This window comes from Micromonospora sp. CNZ280 (genome assembly GCF_011759515.1).
Window position 1 is genome coordinate 1,012,328 of record NZ_JAAOYP010000003.1, and the last position, 26,635, is coordinate 1,038,962.

The window sequence follows — 26,635 nt, forward strand, 5'->3', positions numbered from 1 at the left end:
TCCCCGTCGTGGTGCTGATCGGTCGGCCCCGAGCCAACCAGCGCCACCCGCGCCAGGTCCAAGATCGACGGCCGACACGGCCGATATCCGTCCGGATATCGGGCCAGGTCACCGCCAGGACGACCGGGCGGCGGCCGCCGGAAAATCACCCCGCGCGCAGCGCCTCCACGGCCGTCCGGGCGGCCTCCCCCATGGCCAGGTCCACGTCGATCCGCCGGGTGGCCAGGTCGGCCATCCGGGCGAAGACGGCGATCGCGTACCGGCCGCCGTCGGGGTACTCGGCGACGCCCGCCTCCAGGTGCAGCCCGGGCAGGGTGCCGGTCTTGCCGGCGACCCGCACGCCGGGCGGGAAACCCGAGGCCAGCCGGGTCCAGAACAGCTGCCGCGACATCCACTCCCGGACCATCGCGCACGCCTCGGCCGGGCCGGCCTCGTCCCGCCAGATCAGGCCCAGCAGCCGGGTGATCTCCCGCGCCGTGCTGGAGGTGGTCTGCGCGGGATCGAAGACCCGCATCGCCCGGACCCGCTCGACCGGCAGGGTCGGGAAGATCCGGGCGAAATCCGCCTCGGTCCGCGCGCCGACGTCGGCCAGCATCGACTCGGCGAGCTGCCGGGGGCCACCCACGATCCGGGTGCGGGACAGCCCCAGCTCGGCGGCGAGCATCGGCAGCAGGTCCGGGCCGACCCGGCGCAGCAGCAGGTCGGCGGCGGTGTTGTCGCTCACCGACATGGCGAAGTACGCGAGGTCGCGCAGCGACACCTCGGCGTCGTCGGCGCAGCCGGCGATCCCCCAGCCGCCGAGCCGGTCGTCGGCGGTCACCAGCACCCGCTCGCGCGGGTCGAGCTGACCGGCGACCACCTGCCGGGCGAACTCCAGCACCAGCAGGATCTTGAAGATCGAGACGATCACCACCTGCTCGTCGGCCCGGACCGCCACCTCCCGGCCGCCGTCCGGGGCCGACCCACCCCGGCCGCCGGCCAGCTCCACCACGTGCAGGCTGGCGGTGATGCCGACCCGGCCGAAGATCCCGTCGATCCGCTCCCGCACCGTCACCCCTGGCACGCTAGCGGGCACCCGGGCCGGGACGCGGCGACGGGTGCGCCGCCGCTGGCGTAGCCTGCGGCGGTGGACCTGCTCCGACATCTGCGGCACTTCGTGGTGGTCGCCGAGGAGCTGCACTTCGGGCGCGCGGCCGAGCTGCTGGGCATGGCGCAGCCGCCGCTGAGCCAGTCGATCCAGCGGCTGGAGCGAGAGCTGGCGGTCGAGCTGTTCGACCGGTCCCGCCGGCAGGTGCGGCTGACCACCGCCGGCGAACTGCTGCTCGCCGAGGCCGAGGAGCTGCTCGCCGGCGAACGCCGGCTGCGCAACCTGCTGCGCCAGGTACGCGACGGCGCGCTCGGCGTGCTGCGGGCCGGCGTGCCGCCGGAGACCCCGGCGGTGAGCCTGCGGGCACTGCTGGACCGGCTGGCCGACCGGGCGCCCGGGCTGGACGTCGAGCTGCACGAGCTGACCAGCGGTGAACAGGAGCGGATGCTCGCCGAGGGGCGGCTGGACGTGGGGCTGCTGCACCACCCGGTCGCCACCGACGGGCTGCGCTTCGGCGCGGCGGTGGACGTACCGCTGGGGGTGCTGCTGCCGCGGACCTCGCCACTGGCCCGCGACCGGGAGGTCGAGCTGGCCGCGCTGGCCGGCCTGGACCTGGTGGCCGCGCCCCGGGCCACCGCGCCGGGCTGGCACGACCACCTGCTCGACGTGTGCCGCCGGCACGGCTTCACGCCGGCTCGGGTGCGCCCGGCCCGCAACCCGGAGTTCCTCTTCGGGCTGGTGCTGGCCGGCGGCGGGGTGGCCGTGGAGCCGGCGGCGCTGGGCCGCCGGGAGCCGCGGATCGCCTGGCGGCCGGTGGCCGGCGCTCCGCTGGTCAAACGGACCTCGGCGGCGTGGCCGCGGCGGGCCGCGCACCCGGCCGCGCCCATGGTCGGGCAGCTCGCCGCCGAGGTGCTGGCCGCCGCCGACCCGCCGGCGCCACCGGCGGCGCCGGCGCCGCGGCCGTGGCGGGTGCTCTTCGACACCGCCGGCTGAGGCACGGATCACCGGGGAAAACCGGGGCCCCGGGGTACGCGGAAGGCACCTTCGACCACGTCCTCGCGTAACGGGCCGGGCCGCGGCGGCGCTACTGGAAGGGGGTCCGGCCGGGCCCCTCTTGCCGTACGAAAGGACCGCGCCCCCGCGATGATGCGCCGCCGTACCCCGCTGCTGCTCCTGTCGATGCTGGCGCTGCTCGCCCCGACCGCCTGCGGGCCGGCCGAAGCCGAGACACCCCGCTGGTCCGCACCGGCGGAGTCGTCGGCCTCGCCGAGCGCCCCGGCGCCGCGTCCGGCGCCGACCTCCACGGCCGAGGTCCGCAGCCGGGTGAAGGCGGCGATGCTGGACCTGGACAGCGGCTTCCACCCGGAGACGGCGGAGTTCACCGAGGAGAACAGCGAGGCGTGGAAGCTGATCTCGCTGTGCCGGGACAGCCTGCCCTCGGACCGCAAGCGCACCGCCTACCGGGAGCGGGTCTGGGACGGCGAGACGGTCTGGATCCGGCAGTACGTGGTCGGCTACCTGAAGGTGCCCGGGCGCAAACTCGCCGACGAACTGCGGTCCGTGCTCAAGACCTGCGAGAAGTACGAGGTGCCCGACGACGGGCGGACGTCGGTGATTGTCCGGCCGACGCCCCCGCCGGTGGCCGAGGGCCCGGACACCATCACCTTCTGCGAGAAGCTGATCGGCCAGGCCACCCGGCACCAGTGCACGCTGCTGCTGGTCCGGGGCAACTTCGTGCTCCAGGTGGACGCCTCGGCGAACGAGGGCGACCTGGCCGCCGGCAGCGAGCTGCTGGCCAAGCTGGCCCCGCTGGCCACCGCCGCCCTGGAGCGGGCCACCTGAGCCAGCGTGCGCTACCGCCGGCCCGCCCCGCCGAGGTCCGGTAAACGGCCGAGCGGGTCAGCTGGCGACCCGCTCGGCGAGCCGGCGGAAGGTGGCCGCGGTGGGCGAGCCCGGTTCCGGGACGTAGACGATCAACCGCTGGTCGGTCTCCGGCACGTGCAGCACCCGGCACTCGAACTCCAGCAGCCCGAGGTCGGGGTGCGGCACCCGCTTGACGATCAGGCGGCGTTCCGCCACGTCGTGCTCGGCCCAGAGCCGCGCGAACCGGGGCGAGGTGCCGAGCAGCTCGGTGACCAGCTCGGCGAGCCCCCGGTCGCGGGGGTAGCGGCCGTAGGCGGCGCGCAGGTCGGCGACCGTGGTGCGGGCGAAGTGCACCAGCTCGGGGTCGGCCCAGTGCGCCTCGCCGGAGGCCCGGAACATCCAGCGAACCATGTTGCGGTCGGCCGCGGGCACCGCCGCGAGATCCCCGACGAAGTGCGTGGCCAGCCGGTTCCAGGCCAGGATCTGGTAGCTGGCGTCGACCAGGTACGCCGGGGTCTCGGTCATCGCGTCCATCAGGTGCCGCAGGCCGGCGGGAACCTCCCGGCTGGGCCCGGCGGCCGGGGGCGGGGCCTCCCCGGCCACCCGGAACAGGTACTCCCGCTCGTCCCGGGTGAGCAGCAGCGCCCGGGCCAGCGCGGACAGCACCTGCCGGGACGGGTGCGGGCCGCGGCCCTGCTCCAACCGGATGTAGTAGTCGACCGACATGCCGGCCAGCTGGGCCACCTCCTGCCGGCGCAGCCCCGGGGTGCGGCGGCGTACCCCGTCGGGGAGGCCCACCTCGGCGGGGCGCAGCCGCTCCCGGCGGCTGCGCAGGAACGCCGCCAGCTCCTCCCGGCGCAGGCAGTTTCTGGTCATGCCGTCAAGCTTGCCTCAGCCGGCGGCGCCGAAGGTGGTACCGCCGGTCCCAGCCTCGGCCGGTCTCTCCCGCCGGCCCGTCCGGCCGGGCACCGTCGAGGGCATGACGAACATGATCGCCCTGGTCACCGGGGCCAACAAGGGAATCGGCTTCGAGACCGCGCGGCAGCTCGCCGCGCGCGGGATGACCGTGCTGGTGGGCGCGCGGGACGCCGAGCGGGGCCGGGCCGCCGAGCGGCAACTGCGCGACGGCGGCGCGGACGCCCGGTTCGTGCCGCTGGACGTCACCGACGCCGAGTCGGTGGCGTCCGCCGCGAAGCTGGTGGACGAGGAGTACGGCCGGCTCGACGTGCTGGTCAACAACGCCGGCATCGTGCTCGGCGACGGCGAGCGGGCGCTGCCCAGCGAGACCACCCTGGCCACGCTGCGCCGGGTGTTCGAGACGAACGTGTTCGGTGTGGTGGCGGTCACCAACGCGCTGCTGCCGCTGCTGCTCCGGGCCCCGGCGGCGCGGATCGTGAACGTCTCCAGCGAGGTCGGCTCGATCGGCACGATCACCGACCCGGAGAGCTTCATCTGGCGGTTGACCTCGGTGCCGTACCCGTCGTCGAAGGCGGCGCTGAACATGGTCACCGCGATGTACGCCAAGGAGCTGCGGGACACCCCGGTCAAGGTGAACGCGGCCAACCCCGGCTACTGCGCCACCGACTTCAACGGGCACACCGGTTTCCGCAGCCCCGAGCAGGGCGCCGAGGTGAGCGTGCACCTCGCGACGCTGCCGGCGGACGGCCCGTCCGGCCAGCTCTGGGGGCACCTCGCGGACAGCGGCGGCGGGTACGGCGTACTGCCCTGGTGAGGGGTTGACTTCGAGTGCGCTCCAGCAGCCAGGCTCGTCCCCGACCGCCCGGAAGACGGGCCGCGTGAGAGGGGACGCCCGTGAGGTACCGCACCATCGGCACCGACCCGAAGACCCGCCGCGAGGTGAGCGTGCTGAGCCTCGGCGCCATGCTGTTCGGCACCGCCACCGACGAGGCGACGTCGTTCGCCATCCTGGACCGGTACGTCGAGGCCGGCGGCACCTTCATCGACACCTCGGACAACTACGCCTTCTGGCTGACCGGCGGGCAGGGCGGGGAGAGCGAGGGGCTGCTCGGCCGGTGGCGGCGCAGCCGCGGGGCCGGCGACGAGATCGTCGTCGCCACCAAGCTCGGCGCGCGGCCACTGGCCCCCGGCACCAGCTACGTCGACAACCCGGAGGGACTGTCGGCCAAGGTGATCCGGGAGTCCGCCGAGCGCAGCCGGGAGCGGCTCGGCATGGCGAAGCTGGACCTGCTGTACGCGCACATCGAGGACCACCGGGTGCCGGTGCGGGAGACCGTGGCGGGCTTCGCCGAGCTGGTCGCCGAGGGCACGGTCGGCCTGCTCGGGGTGAGCAACCACCGGGCGTGGCGGGTGGAGCGGGCGCGCAACGTGGCGGCCGCCGCCGGGCTGCCCGGCTACGAGGTGCTCCAGTACCACCACACCTACCTGCACCGGCGTACCGACCTGCCGAGCGAGTTGGACCGGGACGGCGACGTCGGCTCGGCCGGCCCGGACCTGATCTCCTACCTGCGGGCCGAGCCGGAGCTGGCGCTGGTGGCGTACTCGCCGCTGGTGCGGGGCGCCTACACCCGCCCGGACAAGCCGCTGGGCGCCGGGTACGACCTGCCGAGCGTCCCCGGCCGGCTGGCGGCGCTGGAGGCGGTGGCGAAGGAGACCGGGGCGACGGTGAACCAGGTGGTGCTGGCCTGGCTGATCGACGCCGAGGTGCCGGCGATCCCGCTGGTGGGGGCGTCCTCGGTGGCGCAGCTGGACGAGTCGCTGGCCGCGGTGGACCTGGAGCTGACCGCCGAGCAGCGGGCCCGCCTGGACGCCGCGCGGTAGGCCGCGTCCCATCGTCCGTTCAGTGACGTGGCATCATAGTGAGGCACGTTCACTATGAAGGCAGGTAACGATGCCGGACACGGACCGGTTGATCACCGCGCTGGACCGGGTGCTCGAACTGGTCGTGGTGCTCAGCGACGACATGAGCCGGGGCCTGGCCCGGGAGGGGTTGACCACCTCCCGGGCCACCCTGCTGTGGGAGCTACGCCGCAGCGGCCCGGTCACCCAACGCGACCTGGCCCGGGCGCTCGGGGTCAGCCCCCGTACCGTCACCGGGCTGGTCGACGGCCTGGTCGACACCGGCTTCGTCACCCGCGAACCGCACCCCACCGACCGGCGCGCGTTCCTGGTCACCTTCACCGAGCACGGCGCCCGCACCATCGCGGCGATGGAGCGGGACCAGCGCGGCTTCGCCGAACTGCTCTTCGGCGGGCTGCCCGCCGAACGCCTGGACTGCTTCGTCGCCGGGCTGGACGACGTGCTGGGGCGGCTGCGCGAGCAGGGCCTCTCCCCCGCGATCCGCGTGGAGGACCAGTGATCGCCACGGCATGGAAGCTGCTGCGCTTCGCCGTCCGCTACGAGATCGGCATGTGGCGCAGCCTCTACCGGTGGATCTTCCGCCGGCCGGAGCGGCTGCGTCCCGGCGACCGGACGTTCGGCTACACCGGCGCGGTGATGACCCTGATGTGGATCTTCATCATCGTCTCCGCGGTGGAGATCCCGATCTTCGAGATGATCCTGCCCTGGGAACTGGTCAGCAACATCGTGCTCGGCCTCGGCATCTACGGCCTGTTCTGGATGTTCGGCCTGCTGGCCAGCCTGAAGGTGCACCCGCACGTGGTCGGCGAGGCGGGCGTCCGGATCCGCAACGGGATCACCCTCGACCTGACCGTGCCCTGGCCGGCCATCGAGCGGGTACGGGTCAACCGGCGCTCGCTGCCGCCGGAGGGCAGCGTCCAGGTGGAACGCAGCGGCGACGACGTGACGGTGAGCCTCGGCATGGCCAACCAGACCAGCGTCGACCTGCTGCTGCGCGAACCGATCGCGGTGCCGACCCGCAAGGCGCGCGGCGAGCGGGTCACCGAGCTGCGCTTCCACGCCGACGACCCGGAGGCGCTGGTCGAGGCGGCCACCGCCCACCTGGTGGCGCACCGCCGGGACCCGTCGGGCCGGGCGGCCGCCTGAGGCCGCGCGCCCGGCGCCCGTACCCCGTTCAGAAACGGGCGCCGGTGCGGGGTCAGGCCGCCAGGTCGAGGCGCCAGTCGTTGGAGCGCATCAGATGCCCGGGCGGGTACTCGAACTCGGTCTCGCCCAGCAGGGTGAAGCCGGCCTTGCGGCAGACCGCGTTCGACGGGGCGTTGTCGACCGACGGGTAGGCGTGCGCGTAGCGGTGGGTGCGCCGGTCGCGGGCCACCGCCACCGCCGCGCGGACCGCCGCGGTCGCCAGCCCCCGGCCCTGGTGCCCGGGCAGGATCGCCCAGCCCAGCTCGTAGACCTGCTGGCCGCGCCACTCGCGTTCCCAGTAGCCGACGCTGCCCACCGTGGCGCCGTCGGGCAGCACCACGGCGTACATGCAGCCCTTGCCGGTGTCGCCGAAGCGCACGTAGCGCTCGTGCCGGGCCACCACCTGCTCGTCGGTCTCCGGGCCGCCGGTGTGCGCCCGGACCTCCGGCGCGTTGAGCTGCCGCAGCAGGTCGAGGTCGCCCTCGCGCCACGGCTCGATCCGTACCTCGGTCATGGTGCCCCCGTTCCTCCGGAGAGCATTCAAACAGCCACCACCGACACCTCGGGGCACGACGAATCCGCCGCCTCGCGGGGCCGCTAGTTCTGATCTAGCGGATCGCCGACCGTCCTCTCGCGCCTGACGGGTGGGACCGGAGCGGCCGGGAGGAGGAACCGTGGACCCACTGCGACTCGCCGTGATCATCGGCAGCACCCGCGAGGGGCGGGCGGGTGACCGGATCGCCCGCTGGTTCGTCGACCAGACGGACCGGCACGACGGGCTGACGGTCACCGTGGTCGACCTGGCCGACTACGACTTCCCCGCCGGCTACCCGGCCGAGCCGACCCCGGCGATGCGCTCGTTCGCCGGGCAGGTCGGCCGGGCGGAGGCGTTCGTGGTGGTCACCCCGGAGTACAACCACAGCTTCCCGGCCTCGTTGAAACAGGCGATCGACTACGCGTACGACGAGTGGCAGGCGAAGCCGGTCGGTTTCGTGTCGTACGGCTGTGGTTCCGTCGGCCTGCACGCGGTCGACCAGCTCCGGACGGTCTTCACCGCCCTGCACGCGGTCACGGTGCGCGACGTCGTCGCCGTCGACCTGCTCTGCGGCGAGCCGTCCCCGCTGGCCACCGACGAGTTGCGCCGGTCCGCCCGCGTCCTGCTCGACCAGCTCTGCTGGTGGGGCCTGGCACTGCGCGACGCCCGCGCCGCGCGCCCGTACGTCTCCTGAAGAGTTCAGTTCGCGAAGGAAGGTAGGGATCATGAGTAGACGCAGCACCGGCCCGGCCATCGAGGCCGAGGGGCTGGCCAAGTCGTTCGGGGACACCCGGGCGCTGGACGGCCTGGACCTCACGGTGCCCGCCGGCACCGTCTACGGGGTGCTCGGCCCGAACGGCGCCGGCAAGACCACCGCGGTACGGGTGCTGGCGACGCTGCTGCGCCCGGACGGCGGGCGGGCGCGGGTGTTCGGTCACGACGTGCTCGCCGAGGCCGACGCGGTCCGCGCCCGGGTCAGCCTGACCGGCCAGTACGCCTCGGTGGACGAGGACCTGACCGGCCTGGAGAACCTGATCCTGCTCGGCCGGCTGCTCGGCCACCGGAAGCCGGCCGCCCGGGAGCGGGCCGACAGCCTGCTCGCCGCGTTCGGGCTGACCGAGGCGGCCGACCGGCAGGTGAAGAAGTACTCCGGCGGCATGCGGCGGCGCATCGACATCGCGGCCAGCATTCTCAACACCCCGGACCTGCTCTTCCTCGACGAGCCGACGACCGGGCTGGACCCGCGCAGCCGCAACCAGGTGTGGGAGATCGTCCGGGCGGTGGTGGCGCACGGCACCACGGTGCTGCTGACCACCCAGTACCTGGACGAGGCCGACCAGCTTGCCGGCCGGATCGCGGTGGTCGACCACGGCCGGGTGATCGCGGAGGGCACCCCGGGCGAGCTGAAGTCCTCGGTCGGCTCCGGCACCGTCCACCTGCGACTGCGCGACGCGCACCAGCGGCCGGAGGCCGAGCGGCTGCTGCGGGCCGCGCTCGACGTGCCGGTGCAGCTCGAACCGGATCCGGTGGCGCTGACCGCCCGGGTCGGCGGCGACGGCAGCGACCTCGACGCCAGCGAGCAGGCCGCCCGGGTGCTCGGTGACCTGGCCCGCGCCGGCATCCTGGTGGACAACTTCTCCCTCGGCCAGCCGAGCCTGGACGAGGTCTTCCTGGCCCTGACCGACCACCCCGCCGTGCCGGCCGACGAGCGGGACGAGCAGCTGGAGGCAGCCCGATGAGCAGCAACGCCACCACCACCGCCGGGCCGGCCCCGACGGTCTACGTACCGTCGGCGGAGGCGCTGTCGACCGTCCTCGCGCCCGGGGCGCGGCCACCGCGACCGAGCCCGCTGTCGGCGTCCCTGACGTTCGGCTGGCGGGCCATGCTGAAGATCAAGCACGTGCCGGAGCAGCTGTTCGACGTGACGGCGTTCCCGATCATCATGGTGCTGATGTTCACCTACCTGTTCGGTGGCGCGCTCGCCGACAGCCCGCGGGACTACCTGCAGTTCTTCCTGCCCGGCATCATGGTGACCAGCGTCGTGATGATCACCATGTACACCGGGGTCGGGCTGAACACCGACATCGAGAAGGGCGTCTTCGACCGGTTCCGGACGCTGCCGGTCTGGCGGCCGGCCGCCCTGGTCGGCATGATCTTCGGCGACGTGCTGCGCTACGTGCTGGCCGCCGTGGTGATCCTCGGGGTCGGGCTGGCGCTGGGCTTCCGCCCCGACGGCGGGCTGCTCGGCGTGCTGGGCGGCATCGGCCTGCTGGTGGTCTTCTCGTTCGCGTTCTCCTGGGTGTGGACGTTCTTCGGGCTGATCCTGCGCAGCGAGAAGTCGGTGATGGGGGTCAGCATGATGGTGCTGTTCCCGCTGACCTTCCTGAGCAACGTCTTCGTCGAGCCGGCCACCATGCCGGGCTGGCTGCAGGCGTTCGTCAAGGTCAACCCGATCACGCAGTTGGTCGCCTCGGTGCGGGCGGTGATGTCGGGGACGTCGGACCCGTCGAGCACGATGTGGACGCTGATGTGGAGCGCCGCCTTCGTGGTGGTCTTCGGCACGCTCACCATGTACCGCTACAACCGCCGCTGATCCGCGGCACGAGCGACGGGCCCCGCCACGAGCGTGTGGTGGGGCCCGTCGCCGCTGGCTACGAACCGACCGGGACGGTGGCGGCCTGGCCGTCGTCGGCGGTGACGCGTACCTCGGTGGCGTTGGCGGGGAGCAGCGCCGCGTCCCGACCGGCGTCCTGCCACCGCCCGCCGCCGACCCGGTAGCTCAGCGCCGCGCCCTCGGCGGCGACGAGGATCCCCTGCCCGTCGGGCAGCCGCAGCCGCACCGGCAGCGGCGCCGCCGAGTCGATGAACCCGCTGGCCGCCGCCTGGAAGGGCGCGTCCCCGCGGGCGAGCAGTGCGATCGCCCGGGCAGGGTCGTCGTCGAACTGGATGGTCCGCAGCAGCAACCGCCGACCGTCGGGGGTCGCCCCGTGGACGACCAGCAGCGGTGCGTCACCGGATCGGTGGATGCCGCCGCGATCCTCATAGGCGGCGAGCGCCTCCCGCCACTGGGAGCCCTTGACGATCTCGGCGGGGTCGCCACCCCACACCTGTTCCGCGCGGGGCAACGTGTGGAAGACCCACCTCGGCTGCGGGTCGTCCGTCCCGCCGGGGAAGAGGATCTCGTCGGTGTTGGTGACGTCGACGGCGGTCGCCGTGCTGAACGGCACCCCGACCAGGGCGAAGGTCACCCGGTCGCGCTGCGGCGGCACCGGCAGCACGGCGGCCCCGTCCCGGAACATCACCCGCTGGAAGGTGCGCTCGACGCGACCGTCCGGGGCGTACCGGAACGTCGGGGAGAACTCCACCGGGTAGCCGGCGTCGAGCACGACCAGCACGTCCCGCCGCGCCCCGAGCAGCACGGCCGCCGAGTTGCCGGCCGTGCTGTCGTTCACGCCGCCCACCGTCATGACCCGCGGACCGCCGCCGGTGGGCTCGACGAACGCGGCATAGCCGATCAGTCGGTCGTCGCCCGGCTCGGGCGCCATCCGGGTGACGGTGGCCCGCTGGGCGACGTAGGCGGCGGGCCCGGCCGGGGTGTTTCCCGCCCAGACCACGTGCGGCTCGCTCCCGGCGGCGAACTCCGTGCCCTCGGTCCGCTGCCGCCACGCCACCCGGACCTGCCGCAGATACTCCTGGTCACCGGCCAGATCGCCGCGGGTGGGACCGTCGAACAGCGGCGACGCGACCTCGACCGCGACCTCGCTGGCCCCGTTGTCAGCGAGCCGGACCGCCCCGCCGACGGGCACCGCCACCAGGGCCGCGCACGCGGCGGCCAGCACGGCCCGGCGGCGCAGCAGGCGCCGACGCCCACCCCGCCGTACGTCGGCCAGCAGCGTCGGCGGGCCGGCGAGGTCGTCGGTCACCCGGTGCAGGACGTCCCGGACGTCACTCTCGTTGATGCTCATCGTGAACTCCTGGTGCCGGTGGGCTGGGGCAGGACGAGACTCGAACCGGCCAGCGCCTCCCGGAGGCGGGTCAGCCCGCGGGAGGCGTGGCTCTTCACCGCCCCCTCCGAGCAGCGCAGCGCCACGGCGACGTCGGCGACCGACAGGTCCTCCAGGTAGCGGAGCACGACGGCGGCGCGCTGCCGGGGCGGCAGGGTACGCAGTGCCGCGACCACCGCCTGGCGCAGCGCGATGTCGTCGGCGTGGTCCCGGGCGACCCCGTCGTTGTCGCCCAGCGCCTGCTCCGGCCGCCGGGCGCGCCACCGCCACCGGTTGATCGACCGGTTCACCAGCGCCCGCCGGGCGTACGCCTCCGGCGAGACCCGCACCCGGGGCCACCGCACGTACACCTGCTCCAGCACCTCCTGGAGCAGGTCCTCGGCCGCGTGCCGGTCACCGGTCAGCAGGTAGGCGACCCGCAGCAGGGCCACCGACCGGGTACGGACGAAGTCGTCGAACTCCGCGCCACGCGCGTCTCGCATCTGGCCTCCTGGTCTCGTCAGTCAGCAAGACACCGCGGCGGGTCGCGGGGTTTACCTGCGGCGGCCAGAGATCCCGTCGCCTGGGGTCAGAGGCGCCAGGGCAGTGGTTCGGGCGGGAGGTAGCGGCAGGTGCCGCCGGTGGAGACGGTCTCGCGCAGGTGGGCGGCGAGCGCCGGGTGCCGGTCGTCGAGCTTGCGCAGCACGTCCCGGATCCGGGCGGTCACCGTCTTGCGGGCCCGCTCGGCCTCGTCGCCGAGGCGGCGGCTGCGCCCGGCCAGCCCGGCGGCGGCCCGCAACTCGGCGAGCAACGCCGCCCGCTCGGCGTCGAGGGCGGCCAACTTTTCGTCGCCCCGCTCGGCGGCCCGGTCGATCTCGTCGTCGAGCCGGGCCAGGTGCCGCCGGTAGCGCGCCTTCGCCTCGTCGTCGAGGACCGGGTCGCCGCCCATCCGGCGGGCGGCGACCAGTTCCGGCCCGGCGGCCGGGTCGAGCAGCTCGACGGCGGGCACGTCAACGCCGGGCCGGCTCAGCAGCAGGTGCAGGTCGTGCAGGCCCTTGGCGTCGGGCAGGTGCACCACCGTGCCGGCGTAGCCGAGCTGCCAGACCGGGCCGTCGCGCCGGAACTCGTACGCCTCGACCGCCGGCAGCCCCACCGCGGACCCGGCCGCGTTCCCACCCGCGCCCGGAGCCCGGGTGGACGCGCCGGCCGGCGTGCCGAGCGAGCCGCCGGTCGCCACCGTGACCGGCACGCCGACCGAGCCGGCCACCTGGTGCATGCCGAGGGCGGCGGCGTCGCGGGCGACGGCGGCGCGCAGCTCGCCGGCGGCCGCCGCGTCGCCGGGGCGGTCGCGCCCGGCCAGCGCGTCGGCCAGCGCGGCGCGGGCCAGCACCGACCACGGCCGGGCGCCCATCCGGTCGGCGGCGTCGCGGGCCGCTTCGAACCCGGCGATGGCGTCGTCCCAGCGCTGCTGCGCGGCGTCGACCAGGGCCAGCCAGTGGTCCACCGGGCCGCTGAGGTCGCAGCCGAACAGGGCGGCCAGCCACTGCCCACGGTGCGGCGCCAGCGCCTCGCGCGCCTCGGCGCAGCGGCGCGGGTCGCCGGTCGCGGCGGCGACCCGCGCGCGCAGCCGCAGCCAGATCGGTGACACCGCCCGGGGGTACGTGGTGCCGGCGTCCTCGATGGCGGCGGTCAGCCGGAGCGCGGTCGCCGGGTCGCCGCGCTCGGCCGCGGTGATGGCCCGGACCAGGTGCAGGTACGGGTGGCGGCCCGGCTCCAGCCCGTCGAGCAGGGCGTCGGCCTCGTCGAACCGCCCCTGCAGCAGCAGCCACGACCAGCGGATGTGCTGGCCCATGAACGCGAAGTCGGCGTGCTCCCACTCGCTGAGGTCGCCCAGCTCGGCGAAGTGCTCCGCGGCCCGGGCGAAGTCGCCGCGGAACGCGGCGATGATCCCGCCGTCGATGTTGGCGGCGAACCGGTGCCGGGCGTCGCCCTCGCGGGCGCCGGTGACGAAAGCGGTGAGTTCGGCGTCGTAACGGGGGTCGCCGAGTTCCAGCAGGGCGACCCAGCGCAACGAGGTCGCCCAGAGCTCGGTCTCCCGGTCGCCGGTCCGGCGGGCCACCTCGCGGATCTCGGCGGTGATCGGTGCCCGGGTGGCGGCCGTGCCGGGCCCCCAGCTGGTGTCGTGCCGGGCCCACAGGCTGAAGGTGAGCGCCTCGTCGTCGTGGCCGAGCCGGGCACGTGACTCGGCGGCGGTGATCAGGTCGGCCACCAGCGTGCCGACCGGCAGGTCGTCGCCGGGCTCGCCGATCAGCCGCCGGTACGCCTCCCGCAGCAGCCCCTCCGGGTCGGGCGCCCGCTTGGTGCCGGCCAGGCGAGCGCGGTGGACGGTGAGCGCGACGCGGGCCAGCACCACCGGATCGTCGACCGTCAGGGCCAGCTCGGCGGCCTCGGCGAAGAGGCGCAAGGCCTGGACGCCGTCGCCGCCGTGGTGCTGCAACTCCCCCAGCTCGGTCATGATCTTCACGCGTTGGGCCGGGTCGGTGGCGACCTCCAGCGCCCGGCGGAGGTGGGTGAGCGCCTCGTCCACGGCGAGCCGGCGGCCGGCGTCCCGGCCCGCGGCGACCAGCAACTCGGCCGCCCGGAACGGGTCGAGCCGGTCGCCGGCGAGGTGGGCGTGCCGGGCCAGGTCGGCCGGGATCAGCCGGTCGGCGAGCGCCGCCGAGCCGTCGACCGCCCGGACCACGGCGGCGTGCCGGGCCCGCCGGTCGTCGTCGGCCAGGCCGTCGTAGAGGGTCTCCCGGACCAGGTCGTGGGCGAAGGCGAACCGGCCGCCGCCCCGGGCCAGCACGAGCCGGGCGGTCACCGCCCGGTCGAGCAGCCGGTCGACCTGGGCTGCCGGGGTGCCGCCGCTGGCGGCCAGCACCTGCCGGTGGAACTCGCGACCCAGCACGGCGGCGACGGTGAGCACCTCGACCACCGGGGCCGGCAGTTGGGCCAGCCGCCGGCGCACCGCCTCCCGTACGCCGGGGGCGATGGTGCTCACCTGGCCGTCGGCGCGCCAGAGCCGGGCGGTCTGCTCGACGAAGAACGGGTTGCCGCCGGTGCGCCGGTGCACCTCGTCGATAAGGGCGGAATCGGGCTCGCGGCCCGCGGTGCGGCTCATCAGCGCGCCGACCTCGTCGCGGGACAGGCCGGTGAGGGTGACCGTGGTGGCCTTCGCCACCAGCGGCATCAGCAGCGGACGCAACGGATGGTCGGCGGCCTCCACCTCGGCGTCGCGGTAGGTGCCGATCAGCAGCAGCCGTTCGAACCAGGTGTGCTGGGCGGCGAACTGGAGCAGCCGCATCGAGGCCGGGTCGGCCCAGTGCAGGTCGTCGAGGACGACCACCACCGGCCGGCGCTGAGCGACCGCGACCAGCGCGGTGGTCACCGCGTCGTGCAGGTCGAACTCGTCCCGGTCGCCGCGCCCCTCGCTGGCCACCTCGGCCAGCGCGGTACCGCCCGCCCGGTCGACCGCATCACGGATCGCGCGGTCGCTGGTCTCGCCGAGCAGCGGAGCCAGGCCGGGCTCGGCCGCCTCCCGGGCCGCCGCCCAGTCGTCGGTTGAGCGGCGCAGGCCACGCAGCACCTGCACCCAGGGCCAGTAGCCGGGTGCGCTGTCGGAATCCCAGCAGGCGGCGCCGAGCACCAGCGCGCCGCGCTGGCGCGCCTCCTTCGCCGCGGCGGTGACCAGCGTCGTCTTGCCGATGCCGGGCTCACCGGCGACCAGCACGAGACCGCCGTGGCTGGCGGCCGCCCGGTCGACCTCGGCGCGCAGCAGACCCGCGGGATGCTCCCGCCCGATGACGACCTCGCCGAACCGCGGCTCCATGACGCCCCGACGGTAGCCGAACCGTCGGACATCCCGCCGCTCCCCGACCGCGCCGCACCTTGACCGGCAACCGGTCGACCGGCACCGGCGCGCTCCGGCTCGGCTACGCGCGTACCGCCGGCTGACCGACCGGTGCGGGGGCGGCGGCCGGCTCCGACCGCTCGGCCACCGCGGCGCCGATCGCGGCGAGGACCGCGCAGCCGGCCGCCAGCAGATACGCCGGCGCCGGCAGCCACGCCGCCGGCGTCATCCGCCCGCCCACCGCCTGCCCGGCCAGGATCGCGACGTTGACCAGGTGGAACGCCGTGAAGGCGAGCAGCAGCGCCACCACGAACCCGTGGTACACGTGGCGCAACCCGACCGCCAGCGTGCCGGCGGCGGCCAGCAGCACCACCGCCAGCGCGACGGTCAGCAGCGCGAACAGCCGGTAGCGAGCCACCTCGGCCGGCTCCCAGTAGTCCTCCACGCCGGTGAGCAGACCGGCCGCCGACGCCGCGGTCAGCGCGGCGGCCAGGACGACCACCACCACCGCGACGACCCGCGCCCACCGCCGCCGCACCGCCACGGTGAACGCGAGCAGCAACCCGACGTACGCCGGCAGCGGCGCCAGTTCGAGGAAGTACTGGGTCGACGGGTTCGGCGTGCCGGGCAGCTCGGGCTCGACGTAGGTCAGGTCGAGGCCGATGATCATCTCTCCGCGATCGCCGCGGAACCACGGCAGCAGGAACATCCCGAACGCCACGAGGGCGAACAGCACCAGACCCAGCCGACCGGCACGGCGCACACTGATCCCCGTCACGGTAGTGACAGTAGTGAAGCACGGCGGATCGCGTGGACCCGTCAGGAGTGGACAGGCCCGCACTCCTCACGGCCCTGATTGCGGCGGTAATCCTGATCCGCTGTGTTGATCGTGGTCGGCGGGGCCCCGGTGGATGCGTAGCGGGCGGCGTACCGGGTACGCGCCGCCCATGGGTAGCCACAAGGAGAACAAGCACGATCCGGGCGGCGAGTCGGCGCGCGGGCGGCGGCATCCGGGCAGCGGCGCGCGGGGCCACCAGGGCTCGCCGGTGGAGCACTCGCCGAAGGCCCGGCACCTGCGCACCGCCACCGGGTCGGCCGGCAGCGAACGCGACCAGGGGCGCGCCAAGGTCGAGGGCGCCGACCGGGTCCAGCGGCAGGGCACCGGCTGAGCCCCGGGCGGCCAATTCGCAGGGAGGTGATGGCGGCGTGGCCATGTTCCTACTGAAGTCGACCTACACGATCGACGGGATAAAAGGGCTGACCACCGACGGCGGCACGAGACGCGTCGAGGTCGTCCGGAAGATGATCGAAGGCGCCGGCGGGCGGATGGAGTCGATGTACTTCGGATTCGGCGCGGACGACACCTACGTGGTGTGCGACCTGCCGGACCACAAGACCGCGGCGGCGCTGGCCATCGACATCCGCGCGGCGGGCGGCGTGGACACCCGGGTCACCCCGATCCTGACCGCCGACGAGATCGACGAGGCGACCCGGGAGCGACTCGAATACCAACCGCCCGGCCGGTGACGCGCCCCTCGGCCGCAGCCGGCACCCGGGGCACCGCACCTGCGACGGCGGCCACTTGGGCGCCTATCGCGAGGCGCCGGGAACGTCCAGTGCCGGGGCGATGACCGCGAAGGCGCGGTCGGTGAGGTCGGCCGGGTCTTCGGCGCCGTCGCTGTCGCTCCAGCGTTGCAGCACGGCGTCGAAGGCGCTCAGCGTCATCCCGACGGCCAACTGCGGGTACAGGTCCGCGTCCGGGTCGCGGCCCAGCCGGCCGCCGAGCTCCGCCGCCAGGTCCGCGCGCCACTGCGCCTGGCGCTCCAGGTAGCGGGCGAGCAGGGCGGGCGTACGCAGGATCAGCTGGACGACGCGCAGCGCCCGGCCCCCGTGGTCGGCGCAGGCGGGCCGAGACCGGCCGCCGCCTGTGGGATCTGTCGGAGGAGTTGACCGGCGTGCGGTACGCCTTCCCCACCACCGTCCGGTGGGCGGTCGTCCCGACGCTCAGCGCAGATCCCAGCTCAACCGGTCGCCGGCGGCTTCCCGCACCCGCTCGAGCCGGTCGGGGTCCTCCTCGACGATCGTCAGGATCTCGTAGGCGTAGCTCGACGATCCCACCGATCCGCCGGCGAAGACCTCCGCGTAGAGCAGCCAGAGGCCGGCTCCCGCCGCCGCGCGACATTCGCCGGGCAGGTCCCTACCCAGCAGCGCCAGCTCGGACGGCTGACTCTCGGCCGACACGATGAGCAGCAGGATCTCGAGGAACTTGAAGCGAGCCGGCGGCGACACCCTGTCCGCCAGTGCCGCCAGCGCCACGGAGACCACCGGAAGCGCGGGCTCCAGCAGCACCTCGGGGGTCATGACGTGCCCGTCGAGCACCTCGAAGCGGGCGTCGTCCTCGGTGCCGGCGCGGGCCAACGTCAACAGCTCCGCCGCGACGTGGGCCGCGCTTCCGCCGCAGCCGCACCGCAGAGCGTCCCAGTCGTTCCGTGCGATCTCGAGCTCAACGATCTCCGTCGACACTGCCTTCACGCCTCTCTTCGACACCGGTCGGCATCCTCGCACGACCCGACCGTCGACGGCGTGCCCTGCGCCGGGCCCGCAGCCGTCAGCGGTTCCGGTGGCGTTCACCGCCGCGGCGGCGGCCCCGCCGGTTGCCTTCCGACTCGATGTCGGAGGGACCGGGCAGGGCCGCCGCCGGGCGGACCCGCTACCGCTCGATACGTCGGATCTCAGTCTCCCCAGGATCCACCGGGGGCACCGCGGACCCCGGGCAGGAAGTTGGACCTCGGATAGTCGAGCTGGCACTTGACGCAGACTGGCATCGGCACGGCCTCCAACGCGCCCTGCGCGCTCCTCCGGACGGTGACGGCTCCGGTGAAGAGGACCTCACTCGGGTTCCCGCCCAGTGCCAACAGGGCGTTTCCTTCGGCGCAGTAGGCGCTGCACCCCGGCATCCCGCCCGAGGAGGCGAGGGCGGTCTGCCCGGTCCGGGTGTTCAGCGCGCCCACGTAGGTCCGGCTCGACGTGGCCGCCGTCCGGCTGAACAGCGCGAAGGCGGGAAGCCGGCGCTCCAACTGGGCGAGGCTCTCGGCCTGCGTCAGACCGGGCGACGGTGGCTGCACCTCGACCACCGGGGGCTTGTTACCCGCGGTGCCCCGGGTGGACGGGACGGTGGCCGGCCGGGCCGGGGCCGGAGCTGGAGCCGCCGCGGGCGGTGCCGGGGCCGAGGTGGGCTCCGGCGCTCCGGCGTGCGGCGCGGGCGTTCCCTGCGCGGGCGGGGCCGACGGGTTGCCGCCCTTACCGCGAATCTTGTTCCAGCCGCCCTTGATGCCCTTGCCGATGCCGGCCGTGGCCGCGCCGACGACGCCACCGATCAGCACGTTCTTGCCGAAGTCGCCCCAGTCCCAGGAGTGCTCGCCCTGGGCCACGTCGGTGCCGTAGCCGTAGGCCGCGCTCGCCGCCCCGGCCGCCGCCCCGGCGAGGATCACGCAGCCGACGCCGGTGGAGCAGACGGCGCCCACCGCGAGGGCCACCCCCACGCCGACCGCGACCTCGCCGAGGAACTGCAGCGGGTCTTCCTTGATGTGGTCGACCACGCCCGAGGCGAAGCTCTTCACCGAGTCGAAGAACCCGTGCCCGTCGAGTTCGACGTTGGAGATCGGGTTTCCGCCGGCGAAGGCGTACCGGCTGCCGCTGAACGGGTCGATCGCCAGGGTCAGGTCGTCGAGCGCCCCGTTGTACATGTCGCGGCTGAGGAAGCGGTTCAGGCCGGGGTCGTAGTTGCGGAACCCCATGTCGTACGTGCCGGACGCCTGGTCCCAGCGGTGACCGTTGAACCGGTACGCGTTGTACGGCTCGGCGTCCGGGTTCTGCGCGTCGGGCTTGTCGGCGCCGGTGAACTTGTTGTCGTCGTTGTCTCCGTAGGCGGTGTAGCCGTAGGTGGCCCGGGTGGTGCCGTCCTCGTGCTTGGTGATCGCCTCCACGTCACCCTTCGGGTGGTACGTGTAGTGGGAGATCTCCGTCGCGCCGTCGTCCTTCTTCTTCAGCTGGGTGAGCTTCTTCCCCCAGGCGGAGTACTCGTACGACTTGGTGACCTTGCCGGCGACCTCCTCGTACAGCACGTCACCCGAGGTGCCGAGGTAGGTGAAGGTGGTGGTCTTCTCGCCCGTCCCGCCGGCGTTGGTGGTCTGGGCGGCGGTGCGGTCGAACGGGTCGTAGACGTACCGGGTGGTCTTCGCGGCGCTCCCGGCCCCCGAGCGGAGCTCGGCGATCCGGTCGAACCCGTCGTAGCGGTACTTCTCGGTGACCTGCCCGCCGGTGGAGACGGTGTCCAGCCGGCCCAGCGGGTCGTAGTTGTACTTCGACGTCAGCCCACCCACGGCGGTGGAGGTCATCAGCCGGTTGCGGTCGTAGTTGTGGTTGGTGGTGACGTCCTTGACCGTCTGGGTGATGACGTTGCTGTTGGCGTCGTGGACGTACGACTCGACGGTCGGGTTGGCCCCGGTCTTGTCGACCCGGGCGATCCGGTCCTGCGGGTCGTAGGTGAAGGTGTAGGTGTTGTCGACGTACGCCGTGCTGTCATCGGCGTTCATCACCCGGGCCACGTCCCTGGCGGGATCACCGTTGGCCGTGTACTCCAGGGTGTGCTCGGCGACGACCGCTCCGCCGGCCCGCTTCTCCACCTGGTGCCGGATCGCGCCGTTCAGGTAGTAGTCGAAGTCGACGGTGTTTCCGTTCGGCTTGACCTGGTGCTCCACCTGACCCCGCGGGGTGTGGCGGTACGTGGTGACCCGCTTGTCGGCGGCCGACGCGGAGGCGGCGTTGGTCACCGTGCTCAACAGGTCCCGGACGTCGTACTCGAATTGCGACCAGGTGGCGTCGTGGGTGCGGGTCTCGACGTTGGCGTTCGGGTCGTACGTGAAGGCGGTGCGGTTCCGCACGCCGCCGTCGACCAGTTCCTCTACCGTGGACACCCGGTTCAGCCCGTCGTAGCTGGTGACGTAGCTGTCGACGCGGGCGTCCGGGCTCAGGTCGGTGACCTCGACCAGGTTGCCGTTCGGGTCGTACCGGTAGGTGAAGTTCTTCTTCTCGTTGTCGACGTCCGCGCTGTTGTCGCGGACCAGCTTGACCGCGTCGGCGACGACCGTGCCGTTCGCGTCGTCGGTCAGGGTGACCTTCTGGTTGGTGCCGGCCGCGCTGAACCCGTACCGGCCCACCTTCACCCAGGTGCCGGCCCCGGCGGTCTGGTCGACCCGCGTGGTGGCGGAGCCGCCGGCGTGGTCGACGGTGACCGGGGCGTCGGACGCGGCCCCCGAGACGGCCGGGTACCGGACGTAGACGTCGTAGTCGCCGTCCTGCGGGATGACGAGGTCCCAGGTGAAGGTCTCCGCCCCGGTGCCCGCGCCGTTGGTCCGGTAGTCGTACCCCTGGAAGGTGCCGGCGGTGGCCGCGGGCCAGGTGCCGGCGCTGCTGGTGTTGTTGAAGTCGGAGTTGTCCACCAGCACGGCCTGCTGGCCGACCGGAACGCCCTCGTCGCTGCGGGCCTTCAGGTTGCCGCTGGGGTAGAAGTCCCACCGCATCGTCCGGGACACCGACCCGCCCGCCGAGGTGAGCGTGTTCTCGGTCTGCTGCCCGAGCAGGTTGTAGTCGTAGGTGGTGACGATGTCCCACGGGTCGGTGGTCGACTTCGTCCAGCCGTTGTCCCAGTAGGTGTAGGTGGTGTCGTTGCGCACGGACTCACCGCTGGACGGCGGCGCGGACACCGTCGCCAGCCGGCCCACCGGGTCGTACTCGTAGATCGTCTTGTCCGGCTTGTTGTACCGGGAGTCGTTCGGGTCGTAGGCGGTCCACTGCTCCTTGACCCGGTTCAACTCGTCGTAGACGGTCTGGTAGGTGAAGTCGTCGGCGGTCGCCGTGGCGACGCCGCGGGGCGTGACCACCTTGGTGCGGTTGCCGACCTCGTCGTAGTGGTACTGCGTGGTGTTGTGGACGATGGTGCCGTTGTCATTCCGGTACGGCACCTTCTGCTCGATCACGTCGCCGCGCTCGTTGTAGCGGACGGTCGAGCGGTTGCCCTCCTGGTCGACCGTCGCGACCGCCAGGCCGTCCCGGTCGTACTCGGTCGACCTGGTGTGGCCGGCCGCGTCGGTGACGGTGGTGATCCGGTGGTCCAGGTCGTAGGCGCGCTTCTCGGTGAAGTCGTCCGGGTCCGCGGTGGCGTTCTTCCGCGGGTCCACCACCATCGTGATGTTGCCGACCTCGTCGTAGCTGGAGGTGATCTTGTCGCCGTTGGCGCTGGTCACCGTCACCAGCTGGTAGATCTCGTTGTAGGTGTTGGTGGTGGTGTAGTCCCCGGCGGTCGGGGTGAGGTTGCCCTTCGGCTCGGTGACCGTCAGCTGGTTGCCGACCGCGTCGTAGGTGTACGAGGTCTTCCGTTCCGGGTCGTCCGGCTCGTCCTTCGGGGCGAGGATGAACGTCACCCGGTCCGCCGCGTCGAACTCGGCCTCGCTTACCGTGCCGTTCGGCGCGAACGCCTTCAGGATGTTGTCGTTCGGGTCGTACTCCGGCGCCGGCGTGGTGATCACGTCGCCGGCGTCCTGGTCCTTGGGGACCGTGCGCTCCAGCGGCCGGCCGAAGACGTCGTACGTCTGGGTGGTCTTCGTGCCCAGCGCGTCGGTCACCTGGGTGACGCGCCCCCGCGCGTCGTAGCCGAACGTGGTGACGTTGCCCAGGTGGTCGGTGATGGTGCGCGGGTAGCCGTTCGGGTCGAACAGGTCGTGGTCGGTGGTGTGCCCGTTCGCGTCGGTCACCCGGGTCAGCTGACCGGCGCTGTCGTAGTCGTAGCTGGTCGTGTAGTCCACCGGGTCGGCCGTGGTGGTGCCCACCGGGTCGGTGACCGTGCGCAGGTTGCCCTTGATGTCGTAGTCGAAGCGCCAGGTGCGACCCTCCGGCGAGGACTTCTCGATCAGGTCGGCGACGTACCCGTTGAGGCTGGTCCGGTAGCTCAGCGTGGTGCCGGGCCAGCCGTTCTTGTTCGCCTCGGCGGTCCTGACCGTCAGCGGGTAGCCGGTCTTCGGGTCGTAGTCCCAGGTCTGGTAGCCGCCCTTGGCGTCGGTCAGCCGGGTGACGTTGTGGTCACCGTCCCACTGGACCGCGACACTCTGGTTCTTCGCGTTGGTGACCGACTCCGGCCGCCCGTACGCGTCCAGCACGAACCGGGTGTCGTGCTGGAGCGGGTCGGTGGCGGTGGCGTGGATCTTCCCGCCCTGCGGGCCGTCCGGGTCGACGTAGTCGAAGTGCGTGACCCCGTCGATCCGGTCGGTCAGGTCCTGCAGCTTCCACTTGTTCTGCGGGTCCACCGGGGCGGTGTAGTAGCTCAGGTGGGTGTCGTGGTTGCGCGGATCGGTGACCTTGATCAGCTTGACGTTCTTGTTGCCCTGGGTCGCGTCATACCGGAAACCGAACACCTTGGGCTGCTCGGAGCCGGCGCCGTCGACCATCTTGGCCATCAGGCCCTTGCCGGTATACGTGAAGGTGATCGTCCGGCCGGCGATGTCCGTCACCGACCTGACGTTGTCGATGATGAACGGGTTGGTCAGGTTGTCGGCGGCGACCTCCTGCCAGGTGTCGTCGTCGATGTAGCGGTAGCTGTCGCCCTTGTCGTAGTAGTCGAGGGTCAGCGTGCGCCGGCCGGTGGCGTCGGTGATGTACCGCAGGAACTTGGTCGGCTTGTTGTTGGACTTGCGCCGCTCGTAGACGAACGACATCGTGTTGCCGTTCTTGTCCACGATCGCCGACTGGAAGCCGTCCTCGTCGAAGAAGAACTGGGTCCGGTCCGGCTTGGTGAACACCCAGGCGCGGGTCGCGTCGCCGGAGCCGGTCTGCTGCAGGTACAGGTGCACGCCGCGCGGATGGGTGTAGTCACAGGTCGACGGGGTGCAGTCCTTGACGTCCCGGCCGTGGGTGTCGAGCACCCACACGTTGGTCGTGCCGTCACCGTCGGTCAGCCGGACCTGGCTCGGCCACTTCTGACCCGGCGGGTGGAACGAGAGTTGCGAGCCCAACCGTTGGATGGTGGAGGTCTGCAGCGACCAGCCGAAGCCCATCGACGACGCCGAGGTGTCCAGGCTGTTGTAGTTCATCCGGACGAACGTCTGCGGACCGCGCGACGGGTTGCTGAAGGCGTTGTACGACCAGACCGTGTTGCCCGCGTACAGGTTGGTCATCAGGGTGCCGCCACCGCCGGTGCTCTTGCCGGTGTAGGCGTAGAACTTCTCCAGGCCGAGCAGGTCGCTGGTGGGGTCCTCGACCCGGATCTGCTGTGGTAGCTGCGGCAGTTGGCTGGAGGCGGACTTCCAGTTGTTGGTGCTCGTGTCGTAGAGGTCCCAGGCCAACGTGTACGCCTCGGCCTTGTTGCCGACGCCGGACAGGGCGGGGGCCTTCACCTGCGCGTTGACGGTGACGGTCTGCCCGGCCGCGAGGTCCGCCGGGAGCGTGCTGAGCAGCTGGTTGTCAGGGGTGCTGGCGTCCGTCCCGTCCGGGTTCTTCCACCAGTAGCCCAGTCGGGTGGACGACGCCGGCCAGGTCTCGGAGGTGGTGTTGGTGACGGTCACCGGCACCGTCACGGTCTCGCCCGGGTTCAGCCGGGGCGGGGTGGCCGCCGCGTGGTACGTGACGGTGGTGTCGGTGTACCGGACGTGCAGCCGGGGCTGCACCGACGGCTCGGCGCCCTCGGCGGACACGAACGTGGCACCTTCACCGTTGCCCGGGCAGGCCTTGTTCGGCTCCTGGGTGACCCGCACCAGGATGCCGTGGTTGGTGGCGGGATTGGTCCGCCAGGCCTGCACCTGGGAGGTCAGGTCGAAGTTGACCCACACCGAGTTGAGGGTCGGGCCCAACCCGACCACCTGGATCGGCGCGGACACCGCGTCCCCGCCGGCGTAGGTCCACCGGGTGCTGGCGGTGGCGTTCAGCCAGGTGGCGGTGGCCTCGTCCCACGGGCGGGTCACCGCGTGCGTGGCGAAGTAGGCGGCGTTGCCGTTGTGCAGGGTGCGCCACAGGCGCCCCTCGGCCTGGGTGATCCGCGCGGTCGCCGGGATCTGGGAGATGTCCCACTTCAGCAGCGCCCGGGTGATGCCGGCGCCGCCGGGCACGTACCCGACACCCACCATCGGCCGGCCGTTGAGCAGGTCGTGCGGCTGGGTGTACTGGCAGGCGGTCAGCGTCGTGTCCGCCACGGTGGGCAGCATCGCGTCGACGTAGCCGGCCGGCGGCGTCTGCACCGCCACCGCCCGGGAGGTCGACCGCTGCCCGTCCTTGCGGACCACGACCACCCGGTAGTACAGCGTGGTGTCCGGGGTCGCGGTGCTGTCGGCGTACGACGTGGTGCCGGCGGGCACGGGCGCGACCAGGGTCGCCGCGGCGGGCGCGAAGTCGGCGGTGCCGCCCCGGTGCACCTGGTACTCGACCAGGTCGTCGCCGGACGCGGTGGACGGGTCCACGTACTCCGCCCAGGAGAGCTCGGCACCGGTTGCGCGAACCGTCTGCACGTCGGCCAGGGTCACCGCCGGCAACCCGAAGGTGAGGGTGAGCTTCGGCGCGGTCCGGGTGGTGTAGGTCGGCCACGCACCGGCTGGTGCCACCGGGAACTCGCCGGCCCAGAAGATCGGCCCGCCGGCGACCTGCGCCTCGTTGGCGGCCTTGAGCATGAACCCGTGGTTCGGCCGGGTCCCGGCCACCCATTCCCGGACCATGCCGGTCACCGGGAAACTGGTCCACGAGTTGGTCTGGCTCGACTGGTAGGTGGCGGTGCCGGCCAGGTCCCCCATCGCGGCGTTGATCGAGTTCCAGGTCACCGTGGACGGCGTCCACGCCTGGGTGACCGCGCGGGCCTCCAGCCCGACCGGGGTGCTGGCGCTGGTGCCGGCCAGCACTGTGTTGTCCCAGTAGAGGGAGAGGTCCGCCGCGTCGACCGGAGTCCCGGCCGGGACCACCCCGGTCAGGTCGAACGCCAGCAGGCTGCGGACCTTGCCCCACTGGTCGACGCCGACGCCGAGCCGCGGGTCGCCCTCGTAGTTGCTGGTGGCCCCGTACGAGACGATCATCGCGTCCCGGGCGGTGGTGACGTCCGGCTGCACGCTGATCGTCGGGTCCAGCACGACCGGGTACCGCCGCTCCTCGGCCGCCAGCCAACCCTGATCCGGCTTGAGGCTGATCGTGCTGGTCGCGCCGGACCCGGTGGTGGTCATCGCCACCTTGTCCGAGTGGGCGTGCCCGTGCGGGGACGCGGCGTCCGACCTGGCGTCGATCATGAAGGGCTTCGGGAAGGTGAAGACCGGCGAGCCGGTGGCCTGCTTGCCGGTGGCGAAGAAGCCGATTGATCCGTCCGGCAGCGTCTGCGTGGTCAGCCCCGCGGTGCGCAGGGCGAAGTCGTAGGACGGCGCGGCGGCCGGCGCCTTCGACAGGACGATGGACTCCTTCACCCCGGTGGGGGTGACGTCGTAGACGAGGTCCGCGCCGTCCCACATCCCGGCGTACGTCACGGTGGAGCCCTGGACGGTCGGGCTGACCCGCCGGGCCGGCCCGGCCACCCCGATGGTCAGCCAGCGGTCGCCGAGCTGGACCTTGAGCAGCGCGTCGGACCGGTCACCGAACCGGGTGGCGAAGCCGGTCCCGTCGTTGCCGTAGACGTATCCGGCGTCCCGGACCGGCGCGACGCGGGTGTCGATGTCCCGCCACGCCCCTGAGTGATCCCGGTAGCGCACCGGCACGCTGGCGAGCTCGGTCTGCAACCGCCCGTCATCGAGCTGGTAGACCGTCCGCGTCGCGGTGCGCTCTCTGGTGATCTCCTTGACCCGTTTGCCCGGCGGCTTGGGCTTCTCCTGGGCCACCAGGGCCGCTCGCCCCGGCGGCGCCCAGTTGGGGCCGGCCCGCAGCTCGCCCTGGCGGTCCTCCGGACCGCTGCCGGTGAGCACGTCCTTCAGCCCGTTGAGGCGGGAGGCCAGCCAGGAGACGGGATTGCCGGTGCCGCCGGGCGGCCCGACCACCGACGACGCCGGCAACAGGGACAGCACCAGCAGGCAGGCCAGCACGGCGGCGATGCCACGGCGGGACCGGCTGGCGCCGCGTCGCCGCCGCACGGTCCGGATCAGCGAGTTCCACAGAGTACGAACGGATTCCGACAGCGACGAGCGCATTGATCAACCCCCGATGACCAAGCTGGGCAAACGCTGCGATCGTACGGGGCTACA

21 protein-coding genes are annotated in these 26,635 nt (G+C 73.0%); 11 read left to right on the forward strand and 10 right to left on the reverse strand.

Annotation, left to right across the window (positions count from 1 at the left end):
- Positions 1–145: 145 nt before the first annotated feature.
- Positions 146–1,054 (reverse strand): serine hydrolase, encoded by a 909-nt coding sequence (locus FHX32_RS26490; RefSeq protein ID WP_167188745.1) that lies wholly within the window; start codon positions 1,052–1,054, stop codon positions 146–148.
- Positions 1,055–1,126: 72 nt separating this feature from the next.
- Here FHX32_RS26490 and FHX32_RS26495 point away from each other — a divergent pair, with 72 nt between their 5' ends.
- A complete protein-coding gene (locus FHX32_RS26495) occupies positions 1,127–2,080 on the forward strand; it encodes a LysR family transcriptional regulator (protein ID WP_167188748.1) in 954 nt (317 codons plus the stop codon).
- A 150-nt stretch (positions 2,081–2,230) separates the two neighbouring features.
- Entirely contained in the window at positions 2,231–2,929 is a 699-nt protein-coding gene (locus tag FHX32_RS26500) for a hypothetical protein (RefSeq protein ID WP_167188751.1), read from the forward strand.
- 57 nt (positions 2,930–2,986) lie between these two features.
- Here FHX32_RS26500 and FHX32_RS26505 read toward each other — a convergent pair whose 3' ends face one another.
- A complete protein-coding gene (locus FHX32_RS26505; protein WP_167188755.1) occupies positions 2,987–3,826 on the reverse strand; it encodes an MmyB family transcriptional regulator in 840 nt (279 codons plus the stop codon).
- 103 nt (positions 3,827–3,929) lie between these two features.
- Here FHX32_RS26505 and FHX32_RS26510 point away from each other — a divergent pair, with 103 nt between their 5' ends.
- The 4 genes from FHX32_RS26510 (at position 3,930) to FHX32_RS26525 (ending at position 6,934) form a co-directional block, all read left to right on the forward strand.
- Positions 3,930–4,682, forward strand: a complete 753-nt coding sequence (locus FHX32_RS26510; protein WP_167188758.1) for an SDR family oxidoreductase — start codon at positions 3,930–3,932, stop codon at positions 4,680–4,682.
- Between the two features lie 80 nt (positions 4,683–4,762).
- Positions 4,763–5,749 (forward strand): aldo/keto reductase, encoded by a 987-nt coding sequence (locus tag FHX32_RS26515; protein WP_167188761.1) that lies wholly within the window; start codon positions 4,763–4,765, stop codon positions 5,747–5,749.
- Between the two features lie 70 nt (positions 5,750–5,819).
- Positions 5,820–6,287, forward strand: coding sequence for a MarR family transcriptional regulator (locus FHX32_RS26520; protein WP_167188764.1), 468 nt, complete (start codon positions 5,820–5,822; stop codon positions 6,285–6,287).
- Positions 6,284–6,934 carry a hypothetical protein gene (locus tag FHX32_RS26525; protein ID WP_167188767.1) on the forward strand — a complete coding sequence of 217 codons (651 nt, stop codon included), beginning with the start codon at positions 6,284–6,286 and terminating at the stop codon, positions 6,932–6,934. Before FHX32_RS26520 ends, FHX32_RS26525 begins: the two co-directional genes overlap by 4 nt.
- A gap of 52 nt (positions 6,935–6,986) precedes the next feature.
- On the opposite strand, the gene FHX32_RS26530 is transcribed toward FHX32_RS26525, so the two are convergent.
- A complete protein-coding gene (locus FHX32_RS26530; protein ID WP_167188771.1) occupies positions 6,987–7,487 on the reverse strand; it encodes a GNAT family N-acetyltransferase in 501 nt (166 codons plus the stop codon).
- Positions 7,488–7,647: 160 nt separating this feature from the next.
- On the opposite strand from FHX32_RS26530, the gene FHX32_RS26535 reads away from it, so the two are divergent.
- Genes FHX32_RS26535 through FHX32_RS26545 form a run of 3 tightly spaced genes read left to right on the forward strand, consistent with a single transcriptional unit; the run spans position 7,648 to position 10,101 of the window.
- A complete protein-coding gene (locus tag FHX32_RS26535; protein ID WP_486481328.1) occupies positions 7,648–8,202 on the forward strand; it encodes an NADPH-dependent FMN reductase in 555 nt (184 codons plus the stop codon).
- Between the two features lie 31 nt (positions 8,203–8,233).
- Entirely contained in the window at positions 8,234–9,247 is a 1,014-nt protein-coding gene (locus FHX32_RS26540) for an ATP-binding cassette domain-containing protein (RefSeq protein ID WP_167188777.1), read from the forward strand.
- The gene (locus tag FHX32_RS26545; RefSeq protein ID WP_167188781.1) at positions 9,244–10,101 is read left to right on the forward strand and encodes an ABC transporter permease; all 858 of its coding nucleotides are present in this window, start codon (positions 9,244–9,246) and stop codon (positions 10,099–10,101) included. The genes FHX32_RS26540 and FHX32_RS26545 overlap by 4 nt, the downstream gene beginning before the upstream one ends.
- 58 nt (positions 10,102–10,159) lie before the next feature.
- On the opposite strand, the gene FHX32_RS26550 is transcribed toward FHX32_RS26545, so the two are convergent.
- The 4 genes from FHX32_RS26550 to FHX32_RS26565 all read right to left on the reverse strand — a co-directional run bounded on the left by FHX32_RS26550 (position 10,160) and on the right by FHX32_RS26565 (position 16,161).
- The gene (locus tag FHX32_RS26550; RefSeq protein ID WP_167188785.1) at positions 10,160–11,473 is read right to left on the reverse strand and encodes a hypothetical protein; all 1,314 of its coding nucleotides are present in this window, start codon (positions 11,471–11,473) and stop codon (positions 10,160–10,162) included.
- A complete protein-coding gene (locus tag FHX32_RS26555; protein ID WP_167188789.1) occupies positions 11,470–11,994 on the reverse strand; it encodes a SigE family RNA polymerase sigma factor in 525 nt (174 codons plus the stop codon). Before FHX32_RS26555 ends, FHX32_RS26550 begins: the two co-directional genes overlap by 4 nt.
- A gap of 86 nt (positions 11,995–12,080) precedes the next feature.
- The gene (locus tag FHX32_RS26560) at positions 12,081–15,362 is read right to left on the reverse strand and encodes an AAA family ATPase (RefSeq protein WP_167188792.1); all 3,282 of its coding nucleotides are present in this window, start codon (positions 15,360–15,362) and stop codon (positions 12,081–12,083) included.
- A 103-nt stretch (positions 15,363–15,465) separates the two neighbouring features.
- Complete coding sequence (locus FHX32_RS26565; protein ID WP_167188795.1) at positions 15,466–16,161, reverse strand: hypothetical protein; 696 nt, start codon at positions 16,159–16,161, stop codon at positions 15,466–15,468.
- 169 nt (positions 16,162–16,330) lie between these two features.
- On the opposite strand from FHX32_RS26565, the gene FHX32_RS26570 reads away from it, so the two are divergent.
- Together FHX32_RS26570 and FHX32_RS26575 are read left to right on the forward strand one after the other, a co-directional pair.
- Complete coding sequence (locus FHX32_RS26570) at positions 16,331–16,552, forward strand: hypothetical protein (RefSeq protein ID WP_146228144.1); 222 nt, start codon at positions 16,331–16,333, stop codon at positions 16,550–16,552.
- A gap of 43 nt (positions 16,553–16,595) precedes the next feature.
- Positions 16,596–16,910: a GYD domain-containing protein gene (locus FHX32_RS26575; RefSeq protein WP_167189284.1), complete on the forward strand. Its 315-nt coding sequence runs from the start codon at positions 16,596–16,598 to the stop codon at positions 16,908–16,910.
- 63 nt (positions 16,911–16,973) lie between these two features.
- On the opposite strand, the gene FHX32_RS26580 is transcribed toward FHX32_RS26575, so the two are convergent.
- The 3 genes from FHX32_RS26580 to FHX32_RS26590 form a co-directional block, all read right to left on the reverse strand.
- Positions 16,974–17,261, reverse strand: a complete 288-nt coding sequence (locus tag FHX32_RS26580; RefSeq protein ID WP_167189286.1) for an acyl-CoA-like ligand-binding transcription factor — start codon at positions 17,259–17,261, stop codon at positions 16,974–16,976.
- A 126-nt stretch (positions 17,262–17,387) separates the two neighbouring features.
- Positions 17,388–17,906 carry a hypothetical protein gene (locus FHX32_RS26585; protein WP_167188798.1) on the reverse strand — a complete coding sequence of 173 codons (519 nt, stop codon included), beginning with the start codon at positions 17,904–17,906 and terminating at the stop codon, positions 17,388–17,390.
- A gap of 209 nt (positions 17,907–18,115) precedes the next feature.
- On the reverse strand, positions 18,116–26,524 hold the full coding sequence (locus FHX32_RS26590) for a DNRLRE domain-containing protein (protein ID WP_167188801.1): 8,409 nt from the start codon (positions 26,522–26,524) through the stop codon (positions 18,116–18,118).
- Between the last annotated feature and the right edge of the window lie 111 nt (positions 26,525–26,635).

Coding starts and splice junctions, on each gene's coding strand:
- FHX32_RS26500 (WP_167188751.1), top strand. CDS start 2,231: ATGATGCGCCGCCGTACCCCGCTGCTGCTCCTGTCGATGCTGGCGCTG.
- FHX32_RS26505 (WP_167188755.1), bottom strand. CDS start 3,826: ATGACCAGAAACTGCCTGCGCCGGGAGGAGCTGGCGGCGTTCCTGCGC.
- FHX32_RS26510 (WP_167188758.1), top strand. CDS start 3,930: ATGACGAACATGATCGCCCTGGTCACCGGGGCCAACAAGGGAATCGGC.
- FHX32_RS26520 (WP_167188764.1), top strand. CDS start 5,820: ATGCCGGACACGGACCGGTTGATCACCGCGCTGGACCGGGTGCTCGAA.
- FHX32_RS26530 (WP_167188771.1), bottom strand. CDS start 7,487: ATGACCGAGGTACGGATCGAGCCGTGGCGCGAGGGCGACCTCGACCTG.
- FHX32_RS26540 (WP_167188777.1), top strand. CDS start 8,234: ATGAGTAGACGCAGCACCGGCCCGGCCATCGAGGCCGAGGGGCTGGCC.
- FHX32_RS26545 (WP_167188781.1), top strand. CDS start 9,244: ATGAGCAGCAACGCCACCACCACCGCCGGGCCGGCCCCGACGGTCTAC.
- FHX32_RS26550 (WP_167188785.1), bottom strand. CDS start 11,473: ATGAGCATCAACGAGAGTGACGTCCGGGACGTCCTGCACCGGGTGACC.
- FHX32_RS26555 (WP_167188789.1), bottom strand. CDS start 11,994: ATGCGAGACGCGCGTGGCGCGGAGTTCGACGACTTCGTCCGTACCCGG.
- FHX32_RS26560 (WP_167188792.1), bottom strand. CDS start 15,362: ATGGAGCCGCGGTTCGGCGAGGTCGTCATCGGGCGGGAGCATCCCGCG.
- FHX32_RS26570 (WP_146228144.1), top strand. CDS start 16,331: ATGGGTAGCCACAAGGAGAACAAGCACGATCCGGGCGGCGAGTCGGCG.
- FHX32_RS26575 (WP_167189284.1), top strand. CDS start 16,596: ATGTTCCTACTGAAGTCGACCTACACGATCGACGGGATAAAAGGGCTG.